At 63.2% G+C, this 15,561-nt stretch carries 20 protein-coding genes; 14 read left to right on the forward strand and 6 right to left on the reverse strand.

Features of this window, described 5'->3' with window-relative positions; all coding sequences use genetic code 11:
• Positions 1-2: 2 nt before the first annotated feature.
• The gene (locus MJ8_RS17155) at positions 3-356 is read right to left on the reverse strand and encodes a gamma-butyrobetaine hydroxylase-like domain-containing protein (RefSeq protein WP_201410027.1); all 354 of its coding nucleotides are present in this window, start codon (positions 354-356) and stop codon (positions 3-5) included.
• A 329-nt stretch (positions 357-685) separates the two neighbouring features.
• Here MJ8_RS17155 and moaA point away from each other — a divergent pair, with 329 nt between their 5' ends.
• The 13 genes from moaA to MJ8_RS17220 all read left to right on the forward strand — a co-directional run bounded on the left by moaA (position 686) and on the right by MJ8_RS17220 (position 10,298).
• Positions 686-1,681 (forward strand): GTP 3',8-cyclase MoaA, encoded by a 996-nt coding sequence (gene moaA / locus MJ8_RS17160; RefSeq protein WP_201410028.1) that lies wholly within the window; start codon positions 686-688, stop codon positions 1,679-1,681.
• A 53-nt stretch (positions 1,682-1,734) separates the two neighbouring features.
• Positions 1,735-2,241 carry a hypothetical protein gene (locus tag MJ8_RS17165; protein ID WP_201410029.1) on the forward strand — a complete coding sequence of 169 codons (507 nt, stop codon included), beginning with the start codon at positions 1,735-1,737 and terminating at the stop codon, positions 2,239-2,241.
• Between the two features lie 86 nt (positions 2,242-2,327).
• The gene (locus MJ8_RS17170; protein WP_201410030.1) at positions 2,328-2,684 is read left to right on the forward strand and encodes a hypothetical protein; all 357 of its coding nucleotides are present in this window, start codon (positions 2,328-2,330) and stop codon (positions 2,682-2,684) included.
• 123 nt (positions 2,685-2,807) lie between these two features.
• Positions 2,808-3,728 (forward strand): DMT family transporter, encoded by a 921-nt coding sequence (locus MJ8_RS17175; RefSeq protein ID WP_201410031.1) that lies wholly within the window; start codon positions 2,808-2,810, stop codon positions 3,726-3,728.
• A 4-nt stretch (positions 3,729-3,732) separates the two neighbouring features.
• Positions 3,733-4,365 (forward strand): molybdenum cofactor guanylyltransferase MobA, encoded by a 633-nt coding sequence (gene mobA / locus MJ8_RS17180; RefSeq protein ID WP_201410032.1) that lies wholly within the window; start codon positions 3,733-3,735, stop codon positions 4,363-4,365.
• Positions 4,362-4,877 (forward strand): molybdopterin-guanine dinucleotide biosynthesis protein B, encoded by a 516-nt coding sequence (gene mobB / locus MJ8_RS17185; RefSeq protein ID WP_201410033.1) that lies wholly within the window; start codon positions 4,362-4,364, stop codon positions 4,875-4,877. The genes mobA and mobB overlap by 4 nt, the downstream gene beginning before the upstream one ends.
• Before the next feature lie 151 nt (positions 4,878-5,028).
• Positions 5,029-5,814, forward strand: coding sequence for an ABC transporter substrate-binding protein (locus MJ8_RS17190; protein ID WP_140750079.1), 786 nt, complete (start codon positions 5,029-5,031; stop codon positions 5,812-5,814).
• A gap of 77 nt (positions 5,815-5,891) precedes the next feature.
• Complete coding sequence (locus MJ8_RS17195; RefSeq protein ID WP_201410034.1) at positions 5,892-6,608, forward strand: ABC transporter permease; 717 nt, start codon at positions 5,892-5,894, stop codon at positions 6,606-6,608.
• Positions 6,605-7,429: an ABC transporter permease gene (locus tag MJ8_RS17200; RefSeq protein WP_201410035.1), complete on the forward strand. Its 825-nt coding sequence runs from the start codon at positions 6,605-6,607 to the stop codon at positions 7,427-7,429. Before MJ8_RS17195 ends, MJ8_RS17200 begins: the two co-directional genes overlap by 4 nt.
• Positions 7,430-7,542: 113 nt before the next feature.
• Positions 7,543-8,412, forward strand: coding sequence for an NAD(P)-dependent oxidoreductase (locus tag MJ8_RS17205; protein WP_201410036.1), 870 nt, complete (start codon positions 7,543-7,545; stop codon positions 8,410-8,412).
• Between the two features lie 6 nt (positions 8,413-8,418).
• Complete coding sequence (locus tag MJ8_RS17210; RefSeq protein WP_201410037.1) at positions 8,419-9,123, forward strand: DNA alkylation repair protein; 705 nt, start codon at positions 8,419-8,421, stop codon at positions 9,121-9,123.
• A complete protein-coding gene (locus MJ8_RS17215) occupies positions 9,083-9,661 on the forward strand; it encodes a GNAT family N-acetyltransferase (RefSeq protein ID WP_201410038.1) in 579 nt (192 codons plus the stop codon). Before MJ8_RS17210 ends, MJ8_RS17215 begins: the two co-directional genes overlap by 41 nt.
• A 64-nt stretch (positions 9,662-9,725) precedes the next feature.
• Positions 9,726-10,298: a DUF3299 domain-containing protein gene (locus MJ8_RS17220; protein WP_201410039.1), complete on the forward strand. Its 573-nt coding sequence runs from the start codon at positions 9,726-9,728 to the stop codon at positions 10,296-10,298.
• 21 nt (positions 10,299-10,319) lie between these two features.
• Here MJ8_RS17220 and MJ8_RS17225 read toward each other — a convergent pair whose 3' ends face one another.
• The 4 genes from MJ8_RS17225 to MJ8_RS17240 all read right to left on the reverse strand — a co-directional run bounded on the left by MJ8_RS17225 (position 10,320) and on the right by MJ8_RS17240 (position 12,847).
• Positions 10,320-10,811, reverse strand: coding sequence for an Lrp/AsnC family transcriptional regulator (locus MJ8_RS17225; RefSeq protein ID WP_006205209.1), 492 nt, complete (start codon positions 10,809-10,811; stop codon positions 10,320-10,322).
• Positions 10,812-10,918: 107 nt separating this feature from the next.
• On the reverse strand, positions 10,919-11,536 hold the full coding sequence (locus MJ8_RS17230; protein WP_201410040.1) for a uracil-DNA glycosylase family protein: 618 nt from the start codon (positions 11,534-11,536) through the stop codon (positions 10,919-10,921).
• 28 nt (positions 11,537-11,564) lie between these two features.
• A complete protein-coding gene (locus tag MJ8_RS17235) occupies positions 11,565-12,176 on the reverse strand; it encodes a glutathione S-transferase (protein ID WP_201410041.1) in 612 nt (203 codons plus the stop codon).
• Between the two features lie 47 nt (positions 12,177-12,223).
• Positions 12,224-12,847: a thermonuclease family protein gene (locus MJ8_RS17240; protein WP_201410042.1), complete on the reverse strand. Its 624-nt coding sequence runs from the start codon at positions 12,845-12,847 to the stop codon at positions 12,224-12,226.
• A gap of 76 nt (positions 12,848-12,923) precedes the next feature.
• On the opposite strand from MJ8_RS17240, the gene MJ8_RS17245 reads away from it, so the two are divergent.
• Positions 12,924-14,450 (forward strand): sensor histidine kinase, encoded by a 1,527-nt coding sequence (locus MJ8_RS17245; RefSeq protein WP_201410043.1) that lies wholly within the window; start codon positions 12,924-12,926, stop codon positions 14,448-14,450.
• A gap of 16 nt (positions 14,451-14,466) precedes the next feature.
• Here MJ8_RS17245 and MJ8_RS17250 read toward each other — a convergent pair whose 3' ends face one another.
• Entirely contained in the window at positions 14,467-15,462 is a 996-nt protein-coding gene (locus MJ8_RS17250; RefSeq protein ID WP_201410044.1) for a nicotinate-nucleotide--dimethylbenzimidazole phosphoribosyltransferase, read from the reverse strand.
• Positions 15,463-15,561: the final 99 nt, after the last annotated feature.

Raw genomic sequence — 15,561 nt, forward strand, 5'->3', positions numbered from 1 at the left:
GGCTAACGGTCCCGGCTCAGCCCCTTCTCGGCCAACTCGGCAAGATAGGCGTTCCAACGCTCTTCCTTTTCATGGCCGAGCGTATGCAGATAGTTCCAGGTGAAGATGCCGGTGTCGTGGAAATCGTCGAAAGTGATGCGCACCGCATAATTGCCGACCGGCTCGATCTTGAGGATCGCGACATTGCGCTTGCCGGGGACCGTCACCCGCTGCTCCGGCGAATGGCCTTGCACTTCCGCCGACGGCGAAACCACACGCAGGAACTCCGCCGGCAATTCGAAGGGGTGGTGGCCGGGAAAGGTCACAGTCAAGAGCTTGCGGTCCTTCGAGACCCTGAGTTCCTTTGGCGCGGTCATGACTGGTCCTGTCTAGAGACGGATGATTTCAGGTCGAAAGACGGATGATTTCAGGTCGAATCGACCTGAAATCTGAATCCGTCTCCAAGTCAAAGAGAAGAGCATGATGTCTTCCGAAAAAACCGCTTCACACTTTCGGCATCATGCTCTGCTTGCGCCCTTCCCTACGCCGCTTCGCGCGATCCGGAAAGCCACTTGAGGCCAGCCGACACGCGATGTCGGTCGGGGAATGTTACCAAAGATCAAGACCTTCTATCTTGAATGCGGCGCCCGATCGTATCACATAGCCGTATATAACGGCGCCGCTCAGGCCACGGGAAACGCTTGCAATGGACATGATCGACCCCTTCGGTCGCACGATCAGCTATCTGCGCGTATCGGTCACCGACCGCTGCGATTTCCGCTGCACCTATTGCATGGCCGAGGACATGACCTTCCTGCCGAAGAAGGATCTGCTGTCCTTGGAAGAGCTCGACCGGCTCTGCACCGTTTTCATCGAGAAAGGCGTGAAGAAGCTGCGGCTGACCGGCGGGGAGCCGCTGGTGCGCAAGAACATCATGCATCTGGTGCGTCAGCTTTCGCGGCATCTGGACAGCGGTGCGCTGGACGAATTGACGCTGACCACCAACGGCTCGCAGCTTTCGCGCTTTGCCGCCGAACTCGCCGATTGCGGTGTCAAGCGCATTAACGTCTCGCTTGACACGCTGGATGCCGAAAAGTTCCACCAGATCACGCGCTGGGGCAATCTCGGCAAGGTCATGGAAGGCATCGACGCCGCGCAGAAGGCAGGGTTGAAGATCAAGCTCAATGCGGTCGCGCTACGCGATTTCAACGACGCCGAGATTCCCGAGCTGATGCGCTGGGCGCATGGCCGCGGCATGGACCTCACTCTCATCGAGACCATGCCGATGGGCGAGATCGAGGCCGACCGAACCGACCAGTATCTGCCGTTGTCGCTGCTGCGCGCCTCGCTGGAGCGCCAGTTCACGCTCTCCGACATTCCTTACAAGACCGGCGGCCCTGCCCGCTATGTCCATGTCTCGGAGACCGGCGGCCGGCTCGGCTTCATCACGCCGATGACGCATAATTTCTGCGAGAGCTGCAACCGCGTGCGGCTGACCTGCACGGGCACCCTGTATATGTGCCTCGGCCAGGAGGACGCCGCCGACCTTAGGGCGCCGTTGCGCGCCTCCGAGGGCAATGAGCTGCTCGAGGCGGCCATCGACGAGGCCATCGGCCGCAAGCCCAAGGGCCATGATTTCATCATCGACCGCCGCACCAGCCGTCCTTCGGTATCGCGGCATATGAGCGTCACCGGCGGCTGATTTTTTTCACGATTTGGTGCAGGATCGTCCTTGGTCATCGACCAGGGGGCATCATGCAGCATCTTCGTCGCATCAGCTTGTTTTGCGCGCTTCTGTTCTTGTTGACGAACTTGACGACAACGGCACTGGCCAAGCCGTTTACTTATGTCAACGCGCGGTTCGGCACCGTGTGCACGTTCCCGGACCAGATTTTCAACAAGCGCATGCCTGAGCCGGAAAACGGCGATGGCCTGGAATGGCAAAGCGCCGACGGCGCCAGCGTGGCTTGCTACGGCGGCTACAATGTACTCGATGACACGCCCAAGACCCTCGTCGAGAACGAAAAAGCCAGCCCCGAGCCAGGAGAAAAAGTCACCTACGGCAAGGCCGGCAAGAACTGGGCGGTTCTGTCGGGCACGAAGGGCGACAAGATCTTCTATCAGCGGTCCGTGTTCGGCCAGGAGGACGTCATCCATACCGTCTTCATCGAGTATCCCGCGGCGCTCAAGGCGAAATACGACCCGCTGGTCGGCGCCATCGCCGCGAGCCTGCACGAGGCGTCCGGGCCACACTCGAAATAAACCATCTACACGGCCTTCCGGCCGATTTACCACCGGCCTTTTCGGGCCTAGCCTTCAAGCGCGATTTCGCTCTAGGGGGAGTGCACATGCGCACATTCATGCTTTCACTTGCAATGCTTGGGGTTGCCTCCATGCCGGCCGCGGCTCAGTCGATCGGCGGTACCTACACGGTCGCCGGCACTAATTTCGACGGCTCGAAATATGGCGGCGAGGCAACCATCACGCTGACCAGCGACACGACCTGCACGATCCACTGGGAAACCGGCGGCTCGACCTCGGACGGCATCTGCATGCGTAACGACAATGCGTTTTCCGCCGGCTACGCGATGGGCAAGGAAGTCGGTCTCGTCGTCTACAAGATCGAGAAGGACGGCTCCCTGCATGGACTATGGACCATCGCCGGTCAGAACGGCAACGGCACCGAAGTGCTGACGCCGAAGTAGGTCTTCGGGATTTCGGCAAATCGATCTCACGGGCCGCGCAGAAATTCGTGGCCCATTTCTTTAGGCGTTGCTGTTTCCGCCGGCCTGCTACAGGTTCGATCCAAATAGAATCCGGAAACGCCTTTGCCCCTCTCGCCAAATCTGCGCGGCGCGCTGTTCATGATCGTGGCCATGGTCGGCTTCACCTTGAACGACGCGATCACCAAATTCTCCTCCGAGTCGATGAACATGGCGCAGGTCATGCTGGTGCGCGGCGTCTTTGCGACCCTCTTCGTCGGCCTGCTCGCCTGGCGGCGCGGCGCGCTTGCCAATCCGGCCGCGATGCTGCAGCCGATGGTGGCCATGCGTGTCGCCGGCGAGGCCGGCGCCACGGTGTCGTTCCTGGTCGCGCTTGCGCATCTGCCGATCGGCAATGTCTCGGCCGTCATGCAGGCGCTGCCGCTGGCGGTGACCATGGGCGCGGCCTTGGTGTTCGGCGAAGGCGTCGGCTGGCGGCGCTGGACCGCGATCGCCGCCGGCTTTGTCGGCGTGCTGATCATCGTACGGCCGGGGTTCGAAGGGTTCAGCGTCTATTCGCTGGTTGCACTGGCCAGTGTCGCCTGCTGCGCGGTGCGCGACCTCTCCACCAAGCGCATTCCGGAATCGATCCCGACGCTTCTGGTGTCGACGGCGACCGCGCTCGCCATGACCGCGCTGGGCGCGCTGCTCTTGTCGCCGATGGGTGGTTGGACGCCGATGAGCGGCCGGTCGACCGCGCTTCTGGCGCTCGCGGCAGTGCTGGTGCTCATCGGCTATCAGTTCATCATCATGGCGATGCGCTCGGGTGACATCTCCTTCATCGCGCCTTTCCGCTACACCGCCCTGCTCTGGTCGATCCTGCTCGGCCTCGTCATTTTCGGCGACGTCCCCGACCTTCCCATGATCGCCGGCGCCGCCATCATCATCGGCTCAGGCCTCTATGCGCTCTACCGCGAGCGCGTCGTCGGCAGGCAGCAACCTGCCGCCGAAAGCGCTGGACCCGACATGGCGCCGGACGGCATATAGGCCGATGGACCGAAATGTTGCGGGGATCATTCTGGCGGGAGGCCAGGCGCGCCGGATGGGCGGCGGCGACAAGCCGCTGCTTTCATTGGGCAAAGCCAGGCTGATCGATCATGTCGCAGCGCGATTGAGGCCGCAGGTCGCGACCCTGGGGCTCAACGCGAACGGCGATCCGGCGCGGTTTGCCGGCATGGACCTGCCGGTGATCGAAGACACGGTGCCGGGCCATGCCGGGCCGCTGGCGGGCATCCTCGCCGCCCTCGAATGGGCGGAAAAGCAAACAGGCTGTCTTTGGCTGATGAGCGCCGCCGGCGACACGCCGTTCTTCCCCGACGACCTCGTCGAGCGCCTCGCGGCCGCCACCCGCGACCGTCCAAGCGCGATCGCCGTCGCCAGCTCGGACGGCAGATGGCATCCGACCTTCGCGCTCTGGCCGCTCGGCCTGCGCGATGCCTTGCGTCGTTTCCTGGTCGACGAGGACAACCGGCGGGTTTCGGCCTTCATGGAGCGCCAGGGCCATGTCGAGGTCGAGTTCCCCATGATCGCGGCCGGCGACCAAAAGATCGACCCGTTCTTCAACGTCAATACGCCGGACGACCTTGCGGCGGCGGAGCGTCTGTTGCAAATCCTCAGGCCATGAGACGCGTATTCGGCATCACCGGCTGGAAGAACTCCGGCAAGACGACCCTGACGGAAAAGCTCGTCACCGAGCTGGTTGCGCGCGGCTGGACGGTTTCGACCGTGAAGCACGCCCACCATGACTTCGACATCGACAAGCCGGGCGCCGACAGCTTCCGCCATCGGCAGGCTGGCGCCACCGAGGTTGCCATCGTTTCCGGCCGGCGCTGGGCGCTGATGCACGAATTGCGGAACGAGGATGAACCGACGCTGGACGATATCCTGGCGCGGCTGTCGCCCTCGGACATCGTGCTGGTCGAAGGCTACAAGCGCGAAGCGCACAAGAAGATCGAGGCAAGGCGGCTCGAAGCCAAGGACCGGACGCCGCTTTCGGCCAATGACCCCAATATCGTCGCGGTCGCCGCAGACTTTACAGTCGAAGGCGAAGACCTGCCGGTTTTCGATCTCGACGACAGCAAATCGATAGCCGACTTTATCGAGCGCAGCACAGGTCTCGTTGCTGAAACCAAGTAACGCAGCGGCACATCCCGATTGTCGTTTGCCGTTGATTTGCAGTTGCTTTTTTCTTGGAAAGAGTGGGAGTATCCGCCTCAGCGGGCGGTAAAGAAGCTACGCCCACAAGAGCCGCACGGGACAGCGGCCATGACAATATGAGAGGATTATCATGCGTATTGCACTGCGTATCGCGCTTGCCGCTTCGGCCGCGCTGCTGACACTTGGCGTCGCCCAGGCTCAGGAAAAGACCCTGAGGATCGGCACCGAAGGCGCGTACCCGCCCTTCAACAACCTGACATCGGACGGCCAGCTGGTCGGCTTCGACATCGATATCGCCAAGGCTCTCTGCGACGAGATGAAGGTGAAGTGCACATTCGTCGCGCAGGACTGGGACGGCATCATCCCGGCGCTCCAGGCCGGCAAGTTCGACGCCATCGTCGCCTCGATGTCGATCACGCCCGAGCGCCAGGAAAAAGTCGACTTCACCCACAAATACTACAACACCCCCTCGGCCATCGCCGTGCCGAAGGATTCGCCGCTCAAAGGCGTGACCAAGGCAGACCTCGCCGGCAAGACCATCGGCGTCGCCACCACGACCACGCACTACAACTATGCCTCGAAGACCTACACGGACAGCACGATCAAGGGTTATCCGAGCAGCCCCGAGGAACAGGCAGACCTCGCCAATGGCCGTCTCGACGCCATCGAGGACGACATCGTCGTGCTGCAGCAATGGCTGGATTCGCCGGACGGCGCCTGCTGCAAGATCCTCGGCCAGCCCTCGCCGCAGCCGGTCGAAATCTTCGGACCGGGCGCCGGCATCGCCGTGCGCAAGGGCGAGACCGATCTGGTCAACAAGCTGAACGCCGCGATCGACGCCATCCGCAAGAACGGAAAGTACAAGGAAATCAACGACAAGTACTTCAAGTTCGACGTCTACGGCGCCGAATCCTGATACGTTAGCCAGGGCGGTGAGGCACCCCTCGCCGCCCTTCTCTTCTCCCGGGATCGCCACGGAGACACGACCCGTCAATGCCGGCCCAAAGCATTTGGACACTTCTCAGCTGGGGACCGGACGGCTGGAGTGACGACATTGCGTCTGGCGTTCTGGTCACCATTGCATTGGCGCTCGCCACATTGCCGATCGGCCTGGTGATCGGCTTTTTCGTCGCCTTCGCCAAGCAGCATGAAGAGCCGTCGCTCAGGCTCGCCGGCAACATCTACACCACGGTCTTTCGCGGCCTGCCGGAACTGGTGACGCTGTTCCTGTTCTTTTTCGGCATGCCGCTTCTGTTGCAGTATGTGGTGCGGCTGTTCAATCCGAATGCCACCATCGACGTCAACAGCTTCGTCGCCGGCATGATCGTGCTGTCGCTGATCTTCTCCTCCTACGCCAGCGAGGTCTTCCTCTCCGCGTTCCGCGCCATTCCGAAAGGCCAATACGAGGGCGGCTACGCCATCGGCCTGTCGAAATGGCAGACGATGCGGCTGGTGATCCTGCCGCAGCTGATACGCATCGCCTTTCCGGGTCTCGAGAATTGCTGGCTGAGCCTGCTCAAGGACACCTCGCTGGTCTCGGTGGTCAATCTCGCCGAGACCTTGCGCCAGTCCGGTGTCGCGGCGCGCGTCACCAAGCATTCCTTCCTGTTCTACAGCGTCGCGGCGCTGATCTTCCTGGCCTTGGCCGTCCTGTCGTCGATCGCCACGAGCTACATCCTGCGCTATCTCGGGCGGAGGCAAGCGCGATGAGCATCAGCCAGGCGATCGCCATAGACAAGCCGCCGCCGCAAGCGCGCGGCTGGCCGCGGGCCCGCATCCTCGGCTACGCGCTGGTCGGCATCTGGATTCTGTTCGGCGCCGGCATCGTGGCCTACCTGGTCTATGCCTGGAATCCCGAGTTCTTCGCCAGATACGCGCCGGCCTATCTTCAAGGCCTGGGAACCACCCTGTCGCTGGTGGCGATCTCGATGGTCCTTGGCGCCATCCTGTCGCTTCCGGTAGCCTATGGCCGCATGTCGACGAACCCGATCCTGTCCGGGCTTGCCTATTGCTACGTCTATTTCTTCCGCGGCACGCCGCTGCTGGTGCAGACCTATCTGGTCTATTACGGCATCGGCTCGTTCCGGCCCGAGCTGGAGACGGTCGGGTTGTGGTGGTTCTTCCGCGAAGCCTTCTACTGCGGCGTCTTTGCCTTTTCGCTCAACACCGCCGCCTATCAGGCCGAAATCCTGCGCGGCGCCATCGAAAGCGTGCCGCGCGGCCAATGGGAAGGCGCCGCCTCGCTCGGCCTGCACAAACTGCAGACCCTGCGCAAGGTGGTGCTGCCTCAGGCGATCATCGTCGCGCTCAGGCCCTACGGCAACGAGCTCATCCTGATGATCAAAGCCTCGGCGATCGTCGCCATCATCACCGTCTACGACCTGATGGGCAACGCCAAGCTCGCCTACGCGAAATCCTTCGACATCCAGGCCTATATCTGGGTGGCGATCGTCTACCTGGTGATGGTCGAGATCCTGCGCCACGGCGTCGAATGGATCGAGCGCCGCATCACCATCCACCTGCATCGCTAGATCAGATCGTTCAGGCCTGCACCAGTCGATACGGCGCCGCGCGCCTTGACGAATTTTTCGCATGGCCTAGACCTTCGGCCACTGGAAACCGTGTTTTGTTGGAAGGCAGGTCTATGGCATCGGTTGCATTTCTCGGTCTTGGCGTCATGGGCTACCCGATGGCGGGGCACCTCAGGAACAAGGGCGGCCACGACGTCACCGTCTATAACCGCACCAAGGCAAAGGCCGAGCAATGGGTGACCCAGCATGGCGGCAAACTGGCGCTGACGCCGGCAGAGGCTGCCGAGGGCAAGGATTTCGTCTTCTCCTGCGTCGGCAATGACGACGATCTGCGTTCGGTGACCACCGGCCCGAGCGGCGCTTTCGCGGCGATGAAGAAGGGTTCCGTCTTCATCGACAACACCACCGCGTCGGCCGAGGTCGCACGCGAGCTGGACGACGCCGCGCGCAAAGCGGGCTTCTCCTTTCTCGACGCGCCGGTGTCCGGGGGCCAGGCCGGCGCCGAGAACGGCGTGCTGACCGTCATGGTCGGCGGCGATGAGGCCGCTTTCGAAAGAGCGAGGCCCGTCATCGACGCTTACGCCCGCATGGTCGGGCTGATGGGGCCGGCCGGCGCCGGCCAACTCACAAAGATGATCAACCAGATCTGCATCGCAGGCCTCGTCCAGGGCCTGGCCGAAGGCATTCATTTCGGCAAGAAGGCTGGCCTCGACATCGAAAAGGTGGTCGAGGTGATCTCGAAGGGGGCAGCCGGCTCCTGGCAGATGGAGAACCGCCACAAGACGATGAATGCCGGCAAATATGATTTCGGCTTCGCCGTCGACTGGATGCGCAAGGATCTCGGCATCTGCCTGGCGGAAGCCAACCGCAACGGCGCCAAGCTGCCGGTGACGGCGCTTGTCGACCAGTTCTACAAGGATGTGCAGGACATGGGCGGCAAGCGCTGGGACACGTCCTCGCTTCTTGCCCGCCTGGAAAAATAGGCGGCGATGCGTCTCCCCGATCCAAGCTGGAGCGCCGACGACATCGTCGCGCACCTGCGCGCGATCGGCACCGAGGCGAACTTGTACGGCATGGCGCGCTTCGGCATCAACACGGCCAGCGCGCTCGGCATCGGCAATTCCGACTTGCGGCCGCTGGCGCGCAAGCTGAAGAAGAACCACGAGCGAGCGCTGCAGCTCTGGGACAGCGGCATTCGCGAAGCGCGGCTGATGGCGGCTTTTACCGGCGAGCCGAAGAAGCTCGTCGTCGCTCAGTGCCGGCGCTGGGCTGCGGACTTCGACAGCTGGGAGATCGTCGACACCGTCGCCGACCTGTTTGCCGAAACGCCGTTCTGGCGCGATCTGATCGACGAATTCGCCGAAGACGACCGCGAATTCGTCCGCCGCACCGCCTTTGCCATGCTGGCCTGGAGCGCGGTGCATCTGAAGAAAGAGCCGGACGCGACCTTCCTTGCCTATCTGCCGCTGATCGAGAAACATGCCGAGGATCCGCGCAATTTCGTCCGCAAGGCGGTCAACTGGGCGTTACGGCAGATCGGCAAACGGTCGATGAAACTGCACGCCCCTGCCCTTGCGCTGGCGGAAAAACTGGCGGCATCGTCGGACAAGGCGGCGCGCTGGATCGGCAAGGATGCGGTGAAGGAACTGACGGATGCCAAACAGCTCGCAAGGCTCGCAGCCGCAAAGACCTGACCTTGCCGGCATCTGCTTTACCGAGGTGACGCAAGAAACGCGCCGCCGTTTCGAAAATCTGTTCGAGCAGCCCGGCGCGCCGAAATATTGCTGGTGCATGGCCTGGCGCCACTCCAGCCGTGAGCACATCAAGAACGACGAGAAGAAGCGCATGATGATGGGGCTCATCGATGCCGGCACTCCCGTGGGCATCGTCGCCGAGCTGGATGGCAAGCCGGTCGGCTGGTGCTCGGTCGCGCCGCGCGAGACCTACCGGAAACTGTCAAGGCAGCAGGACGATAGCGAGACCGGCATATGGTCGATCGTCTGCTTCTATGTGCCAAGGGCTTTGCGCGGCGGCGGGCTGGCCTCCGCCCTGCTCGATGCAGCGATAGATCATGCCTTCGGCAAGGGCGCGCGTGTCATAGAGGCCTATCCCGTCGACGAGGCGGCACCCAGCTATCGTTTCATGGGTTTTCGCGGCATGTTCGCCGCGCGGGGCTTCCACGAGATCGGAACCGCCGGCACGCGCCGGCATGTGATGCGGCTCAGCCGTTGAGCCCTGGCCGGTCACGACGCTTTTACTCGATTCCGGAAATCAGCTGGCGGAGGATGGAGGGATCATGAACAAGCGGTTCAAATCATGCGCGGCGCTAGCCTCCATACTGCTGTTCGCAGCCATCGAAGCCGATGCCTCGGCGGAAACCACGCATATCTTCTGGAAGGACCTGCGCCCGGCAACGCAGGCCGTCGCCGAGGACGCGAACCTGCCGATGATCGCGGCAAAACTGCCCGACCACGGCGAGACCTTGTCGCTCGATCTCAAGGACAAGACGATACAATTAGCCGGCTATGCATTGCCGGTCGACCGCGATGGCGACCTCGTCTACCAGTTCCTGCTGGTGCCGTGGACCGGCGCCTGCAGCCACATGCCGACGCCGCCGCCGAACCAGATCGTGCTGGTGATGCCGGCGCATCCCTACAAGATGAAAGAGGCTTATGAACCGGTCGCCGTCACCGGCGTGCTGCGGCCCGGCATGGAGAAAAGCCAGCTCTTCATCCTCGACGGCGTCTCGATCGTCCAGTCCGGCTACACTGTGCGAAAGGCCGAGGTGGCGAGCGTCGACAGCGTGCCGGACGCAGTCACCCTGCCGGTCAACTCGCCCTGGAATTTCCTGAACAAAAAGAAGAATTAAGGCCGATCGGCGCAACCAGTGTCACGCCGCGTTCGCGCCCGATTCCTTGTCCAGCACCATGTAATCGAGCGGAATTTCCGTCGTGTACTTGATCTGCTCCATGGCGAAGGACGACGAGACGTCACGGATCTCGATCTTCGCGATCAGCCGCTTGTAGAAGGCATCGTAGGCGGCGATGTCGGGCACCACCACGCGCAGCAGGTAATCGACGTCGCCGCTCATGCGGTAGAATTCGACCACTTCCGGGAACTCCTGGATGACCTCGGAGAAGCGCCGCAGCCATTCATGGCTGTGCGAATTGGTGCGGATCGACACGAAGACGGTGACGCGCACATTGACCTTCTCATGGTCGAGGATGGCGACGCGCCGCTTGATGACTCCCTCCTCCTCGAGCTTCTGGATGCGCCGCCAGCACGGCGTGGTCGACAGGCCGACTTTTTTGGCGACATCGGCGACCGCGAGCGTCGCGTCCTCCTGCAGGAGGCGGAGAATTTTTCTGTCGAGGCGATCCATGGGAAGCTCCAGGGGAATAGTTTCCCCATAATCCCCTTTATCGGCCCCGTTAACAAGAAAGAAATTCTGCCAAAGGCAGGAAAAGCGAGTGATATCTTGCAGGATACCTAATCAATGCGATAGCGGATTTCCGACCTCAGGAAGGGCAGCAAATCCATTTCAAACCAGGGATTCTTCTTCAGCCAGCCGGTGTTTCGCCATGACGGATGCGGCAGCGGCAGCACTTTCGGCATGGACGGTCCATCCCATATGGCGCGCCAGTTCCTGACCGTCTCGGTCAGCGACGGCAGCCGTGTCGTGCCCATATGCCATGCCTGCGCATAACCGCCGATTGTGAGCACCAGATCGATCTGGGGCATCAGCGCCATCAGCTGCGAGCGCCAGGCCGGCGCGCATTCGCGGCGCGGCGGCAGGTCGCCACCCTTGGCATCCTGGCCCGGAAAGCAAAAGCCCATGGGCACGATGGCGAATTTTTCGGTGTCGTAGAATTCCTGCGAGGTGACACCGAGCCAGTTTCTCAGCCTGTCTCCCGAAGCGTCGGTGAACGGCATGCCCGACAGATGCACCTTGGTGCCTGGCGCCTGGCCGGCCAGCAGGATTCGCGCCGTCGAGGACGGCTGCAGCACCGGCCGCGGCTCATGCGGCAAAGGCCGACCGCGGGGCTCATCAATGCAGATATGGCAGGCCCGCACCCTTTCGGTAAGGCGCTCCAGCGCTCGTCTCATATCGGGCGGATGATCCAATTTCCGTCGCTCAGGCCGTCGCGCTCGGCCGGCTTGTCAACGCCGCGTACCAGCGTAGCACGTTCGTGCATTCCTCCGGCACCTTGATGCGGGCCGGCTTCATGAAATCGATGGCGATCATGCCGGTGATGTCGGCGACCGAATAGGCATCGCCGGCGGCGAACTCGCGCTCCGCCAGTTCGCGGTCGAGGAGATGCAGGAATTCGATCGCCTTCGGCTTGTTGGCCTCTCCCCATTCCGGAATTTGCGGCACTTCCCATTCCTTCATCGCCGGATGGATGTGCCGGAACGCGGCGGCGACGCTGGCCATCAGGTTCAGTTCCATGCGCCTTTGCCACATCTCGACCTTTGCCTTGCCGAGCGCGCCCGTGCCGAACAACGCCGGCTCGGGATGCAACTCCTCGAAATAGCGGCAGATGGCGATCGATTCGGTGATGATGGTGCCGTCGTCGAGCTCGAGCACCGGCAGGCGGCGCAGCGGATTGCGCTGCGCCACCTCTGCGCCGCGATGTTCCAGCGCGCCCATGTCGACGGGCACCAGCGGCACCGTCAGTCCCTTCTCGGCAAGGAAGACACGCACGCGCCGCGGATTGGGCGCGCGGCCACCGTCGAACAGCTTCATTCCATCCTCCAGCTTCTCCACCGGATCATAGGGCGCGGGTCCACCCATCACCAGAAGCGAACAAATTCGCGCAACGCATCGCCGAATGAGGCCAGCATGCCGTGCCTTCTCTCGACCGGCGCGTCATGATGGCTGTCGCGCCATTGCCGCGGCTCCTCGAAAGTTCCTGCCCAGATGCCGGCCTTGGCCGCTCTCGCCACCGCTTCCTCGGTTTCGAAGTCGCCGAAGGCAACCGCCCATCCGGCCTGCACCTGGGACCGGTTTAGATCGGTGTCGCCCGCCCTGCAATCGCCGAGCAGCCGGCCGTAGCGATCGCGCTGCCAGCCGCTGCAGGAAACCGGCCTGCCGGCGATCAGCCGCACCAGCGACTGCCGCGCCAGCTTGCCGCAGGGATAGTCGGCGCCGGCCTTCTGGCAGCTCTGCTGGTATTCCGGAGCATCGATGCCGCGCATGCGGATGCGTTCGCTCCCGAGCGTGATCGAATCGCCGTCATTGACGATTGCCGTGCCGTGCTCCGTGCGTGTCTCGAAGCGATCGAGCCGCGCCGCCACCAGCATGAGCAACCCGAGCAAGAGGAAGGCCAACCCATAGTCCAGCAGCTTGCGCCAGAGGCTGCGCGGTGGGCTCGCCGCATAGCGTCGGCGCGATCCCCGCGCCCCGAAACGGCTCATATGGCAAACAGTCTCTTAATCATTCGAACGTAGCTTAACGAACTTACAGTCGCTGCGCGCAGAAATTGAAGTCTGTATGCCTTTGCAACGCTCGAACACAGCGGATAAATTTATTGTGGACCGCCGTAAACCGCACCGCAACAGCGATGTGGCGCGCGCGGTGCGCAAGACGCGCGACCGCCTTTCGCAGCAGGCTGGCAGCCTCGACTTCGACCGTGAACTGCTGAAGCTGCATGCGCGCACCATGGTGGTCAGCGCGGTCGCTATCCCCCTTCTGGTGCTTGCGGTAGCGGCCATCGGCCGGCTGGCGGGCCTGGACAGCCAGATCACCATCTGGGCCTTGTCGACGCTGCTTTGCTACACGATCGTCGCCTTCATGGCGCGTCGCGTGGAGCGGACCGAGGCGGCCGAGCTCGACCCGGCGCAGACGCGCCGCGACTTCCTGATCGGCCATTTCCTGTGCGGCCTTGGCTGGGCGTGGTTCGCCTGGATCGGTTGCAACACATGCCAGGTCGACCAGTTCCATGTCGCCAAGGCCATGGTGATCCTGGTCGCCATGGCGATGACGGCGGTCTTGGCCTCCTCGCTTGGCGGCGCCCTGTTCGCGACCTTCGCCATTCCCGTTGCCGTTTACGTCTACACCATCATGCACCTGTGGACGCCGATCGAAGCCACGATGGCGGCGTTGCTCATCGCAGCACTTCCCTTCTTCGGCTACGTCGCGCGCCACCTCAACCAGGCGTCGTTGATGGTGCTGTCCTTCCGCTCGGAGAAGGACGCGCTGATTGCCGAAGTGGAGACGGCAAAATCGATGTCGGACGAGGCAAGGCGCCGCGCCGAGGACGCCAACATGGCGAAATCGCGTTTTCTCGCCTCCATGAGCCACGAGCTCAGGACGCCGCTCAACGCCATCCTTGGTTTCTCCGAAGTGATGGCCAATGAAGTGCTGGGTCCGATGAACAATCCGACCTATCGCGACTATGCCCATGACGTGCATGAGTCCGGCCAGCACCTGCTCGACCTGATCAACGAGATCCTCGACCTGTCGCGCATCGAGGCCGGCCGCTATCAGCTCAACGAGGAGCCGGTCGTGCTGGTGACCATCGTCGAGGACTGCTGCCACATGATGGAGTTGCGCGCCCGCAACAAGGACATCCGCATCATCCAGGAGTTCGAGGAGACCTTGCCGCGCCTCTTCGCCGACGAGCGCGCTGTCCGGCAGATCACGCTGAACCTTCTGTCCAATTCGATCAAGTTCACGCCGTCCGGCGGCGAAGTGCGCGTGCGCGTCGGCTGGACCGCCGGCGGCGGCCAGTACATTTCGGTCAAGGACAACGGCCCGGGCATACCGGACGAGGAAATCCCGGTCGTGCTTTCCGCTTTCGGCCAAGGCTCGATCGCCATCAAGAGCGCCGAACAGGGAACCGGCCTCGGCCTGCCGATCGTGCAGGGGTTGCTCGCCATGCATGGCGGCGAGTTCGAGCTTCATTCCAAGCTGCGTGAAGGCACCGAGGCGATCGCCATCTTCCCGCTGAGCCGGGTTATGGAGGAACTGCCGGCCCTGCCGACCAAGGCTGTCGCGGCGACGCGTGGACGCCGCTAGAGCGCTTTTGGAGCCTTTAACGGCGGACAGCCGCCGCCATGCCGGAACTCGTCAACGCCGCGGCCTTGATGATACCGGCGGCGAGAGCGGCGCCTACGCCTTCGCCATGGCTGATGCCGAAATCGAGCAGCGGCCGCAGTCCGAGCCGCTCGGCCGCCTTGGCGTGGCCGGGCTCCGGCGACAGGCTGGCAAGCAGGCAATGGTCGAGCGAGCCTGGATTGGCCGCATGTAACACCGCGGCCGCCGCGGTCGCCACGAACCCGTCGAGCAGGACGGGGATCTTTTCCATGCGCGCCGCCAGAATGGCGCCGCAGATCGCCGCGAATTCGCGCCCGCCGACCCTGCACAGAGCCTCGAGAGGATCGCTGAGGCCGGAACCATGAAACGCCAGCGCCCGATCGACAACCTCGACTTTTCGCGCCACCGTCGCCGCATCGGCGCCGGACCCCGGCCCAACCCAATCCGTTCCCTTGCCGCCGAACAGCGCGGCGCAAAGGGCAGCCGCAATGGTCGAATTGCCGACCCCGAGATCGCCAAGGCACAGAAGATCGGCGCCGCCGGCGACCGCCTCCATGCCGAAGGCCATGGTCGCGGCGCAGCCGCGCTCATCGAGCGCGGCTTCCTCGGTGATGTCGCCCGTGGGGATATCCAAGGCCAGATCGAAGACTTTCAGGCCGAGATCGTTGGCGATGCAGACCTGGTTGATCGCGGCCCCGCCGGCGGCGCAGAGCTCGACTTCATCGGCGGTCGCGGCAACGCGCCGCGGCGAAATGCCATGCCTGACGGCACCGTGATTGCCGGCGAAGATCGCCATCAGCGGCCGATTGATCGCCGGCGGTGCGCGCCCGCTCCAGGTGGCAATCCAGGCCGCGATGTCCTCGATTCGTCCCAGCGATCCTTTCGGCTTGTCCGTTTTGGCGAACAGTGCCCGGACGCGGCCGCCCGCCGCGTCATCGGCCGGCGGCAGGGCCGCCAAGAGGCTTCGGAAATCGTCGAAAGGCTGAGCAGGCATTTATGTCGGTCGCGGTTCGTTGCGAAAATCGCAAGCGGCATAGCCGCCTTCTCCCGCCGGGACAACCGCCTGACGATGCCGCGAACGCGTCGCCTTGCG

The organism is Mesorhizobium sp. J8 (assembly GCF_016591715.1).
GTDB lineage: Bacteria > Pseudomonadota > Alphaproteobacteria > Rhizobiales > Rhizobiaceae > Mesorhizobium.

Excerpts from the sequence above, each read along its gene's own strand:
- mobA (WP_201410032.1), top strand. The coding sequence starts at position 3,733 with ATGGACCGAAATGTTGCGGGGATCATTCTGGCGGGAGGCCAGGCGCGC.
- MJ8_RS17205 (WP_201410036.1), top strand. The coding sequence starts at position 7,543 with ATGGCATCGGTTGCATTTCTCGGTCTTGGCGTCATGGGCTACCCGATG.
- MJ8_RS17195 (WP_201410034.1), top strand. The coding sequence starts at position 5,892 with ATGCCGGCCCAAAGCATTTGGACACTTCTCAGCTGGGGACCGGACGGC.
- MJ8_RS17170 (WP_201410030.1), top strand. The coding sequence starts at position 2,328 with ATGCGCACATTCATGCTTTCACTTGCAATGCTTGGGGTTGCCTCCATG.
- MJ8_RS17220 (WP_201410039.1), top strand. The coding sequence starts at position 9,726 with ATGAACAAGCGGTTCAAATCATGCGCGGCGCTAGCCTCCATACTGCTG.
- MJ8_RS17225 (WP_006205209.1), bottom strand. The coding sequence starts at position 10,811 with ATGGATCGCCTCGACAGAAAAATTCTCCGCCTCCTGCAGGAGGACGCG.
- MJ8_RS17250 (WP_201410044.1), bottom strand. The coding sequence starts at position 15,462 with ATGCCTGCTCAGCCTTTCGACGATTTCCGAAGCCTCTTGGCGGCCCTG.
- MJ8_RS17230 (WP_201410040.1), bottom strand. The coding sequence starts at position 11,536 with ATGAGACGAGCGCTGGAGCGCCTTACCGAAAGGGTGCGGGCCTGCCAT.
- MJ8_RS17210 (WP_201410037.1), top strand. The coding sequence starts at position 8,419 with ATGCGTCTCCCCGATCCAAGCTGGAGCGCCGACGACATCGTCGCGCAC.
- MJ8_RS17200 (WP_201410035.1), top strand. The coding sequence starts at position 6,605 with ATGAGCATCAGCCAGGCGATCGCCATAGACAAGCCGCCGCCGCAAGCG.
- MJ8_RS17155 (WP_201410027.1), bottom strand. The coding sequence starts at position 356 with ATGACCGCGCCAAAGGAACTCAGGGTCTCGAAGGACCGCAAGCTCTTG.
- mobB (WP_201410033.1), top strand. The coding sequence starts at position 4,362 with ATGAGACGCGTATTCGGCATCACCGGCTGGAAGAACTCCGGCAAGACG.
- MJ8_RS17235 (WP_201410041.1), bottom strand. The coding sequence starts at position 12,176 with ATGAAGCTGTTCGACGGTGGCCGCGCGCCCAATCCGCGGCGCGTGCGT.
- MJ8_RS17245 (WP_201410043.1), top strand. The coding sequence starts at position 12,924 with ATGCCTTTGCAACGCTCGAACACAGCGGATAAATTTATTGTGGACCGC.
- MJ8_RS17165 (WP_201410029.1), top strand. The coding sequence starts at position 1,735 with ATGCAGCATCTTCGTCGCATCAGCTTGTTTTGCGCGCTTCTGTTCTTG.
- MJ8_RS17190 (WP_140750079.1), top strand. The coding sequence starts at position 5,029 with ATGCGTATTGCACTGCGTATCGCGCTTGCCGCTTCGGCCGCGCTGCTG.
- MJ8_RS17215 (WP_201410038.1), top strand. The coding sequence starts at position 9,083 with ATGCCAAACAGCTCGCAAGGCTCGCAGCCGCAAAGACCTGACCTTGCC.
- MJ8_RS17240 (WP_201410042.1), bottom strand. The coding sequence starts at position 12,847 with ATGAGCCGTTTCGGGGCGCGGGGATCGCGCCGACGCTATGCGGCGAGC.
- moaA (WP_201410028.1), top strand. The coding sequence starts at position 686 with ATGGACATGATCGACCCCTTCGGTCGCACGATCAGCTATCTGCGCGTA.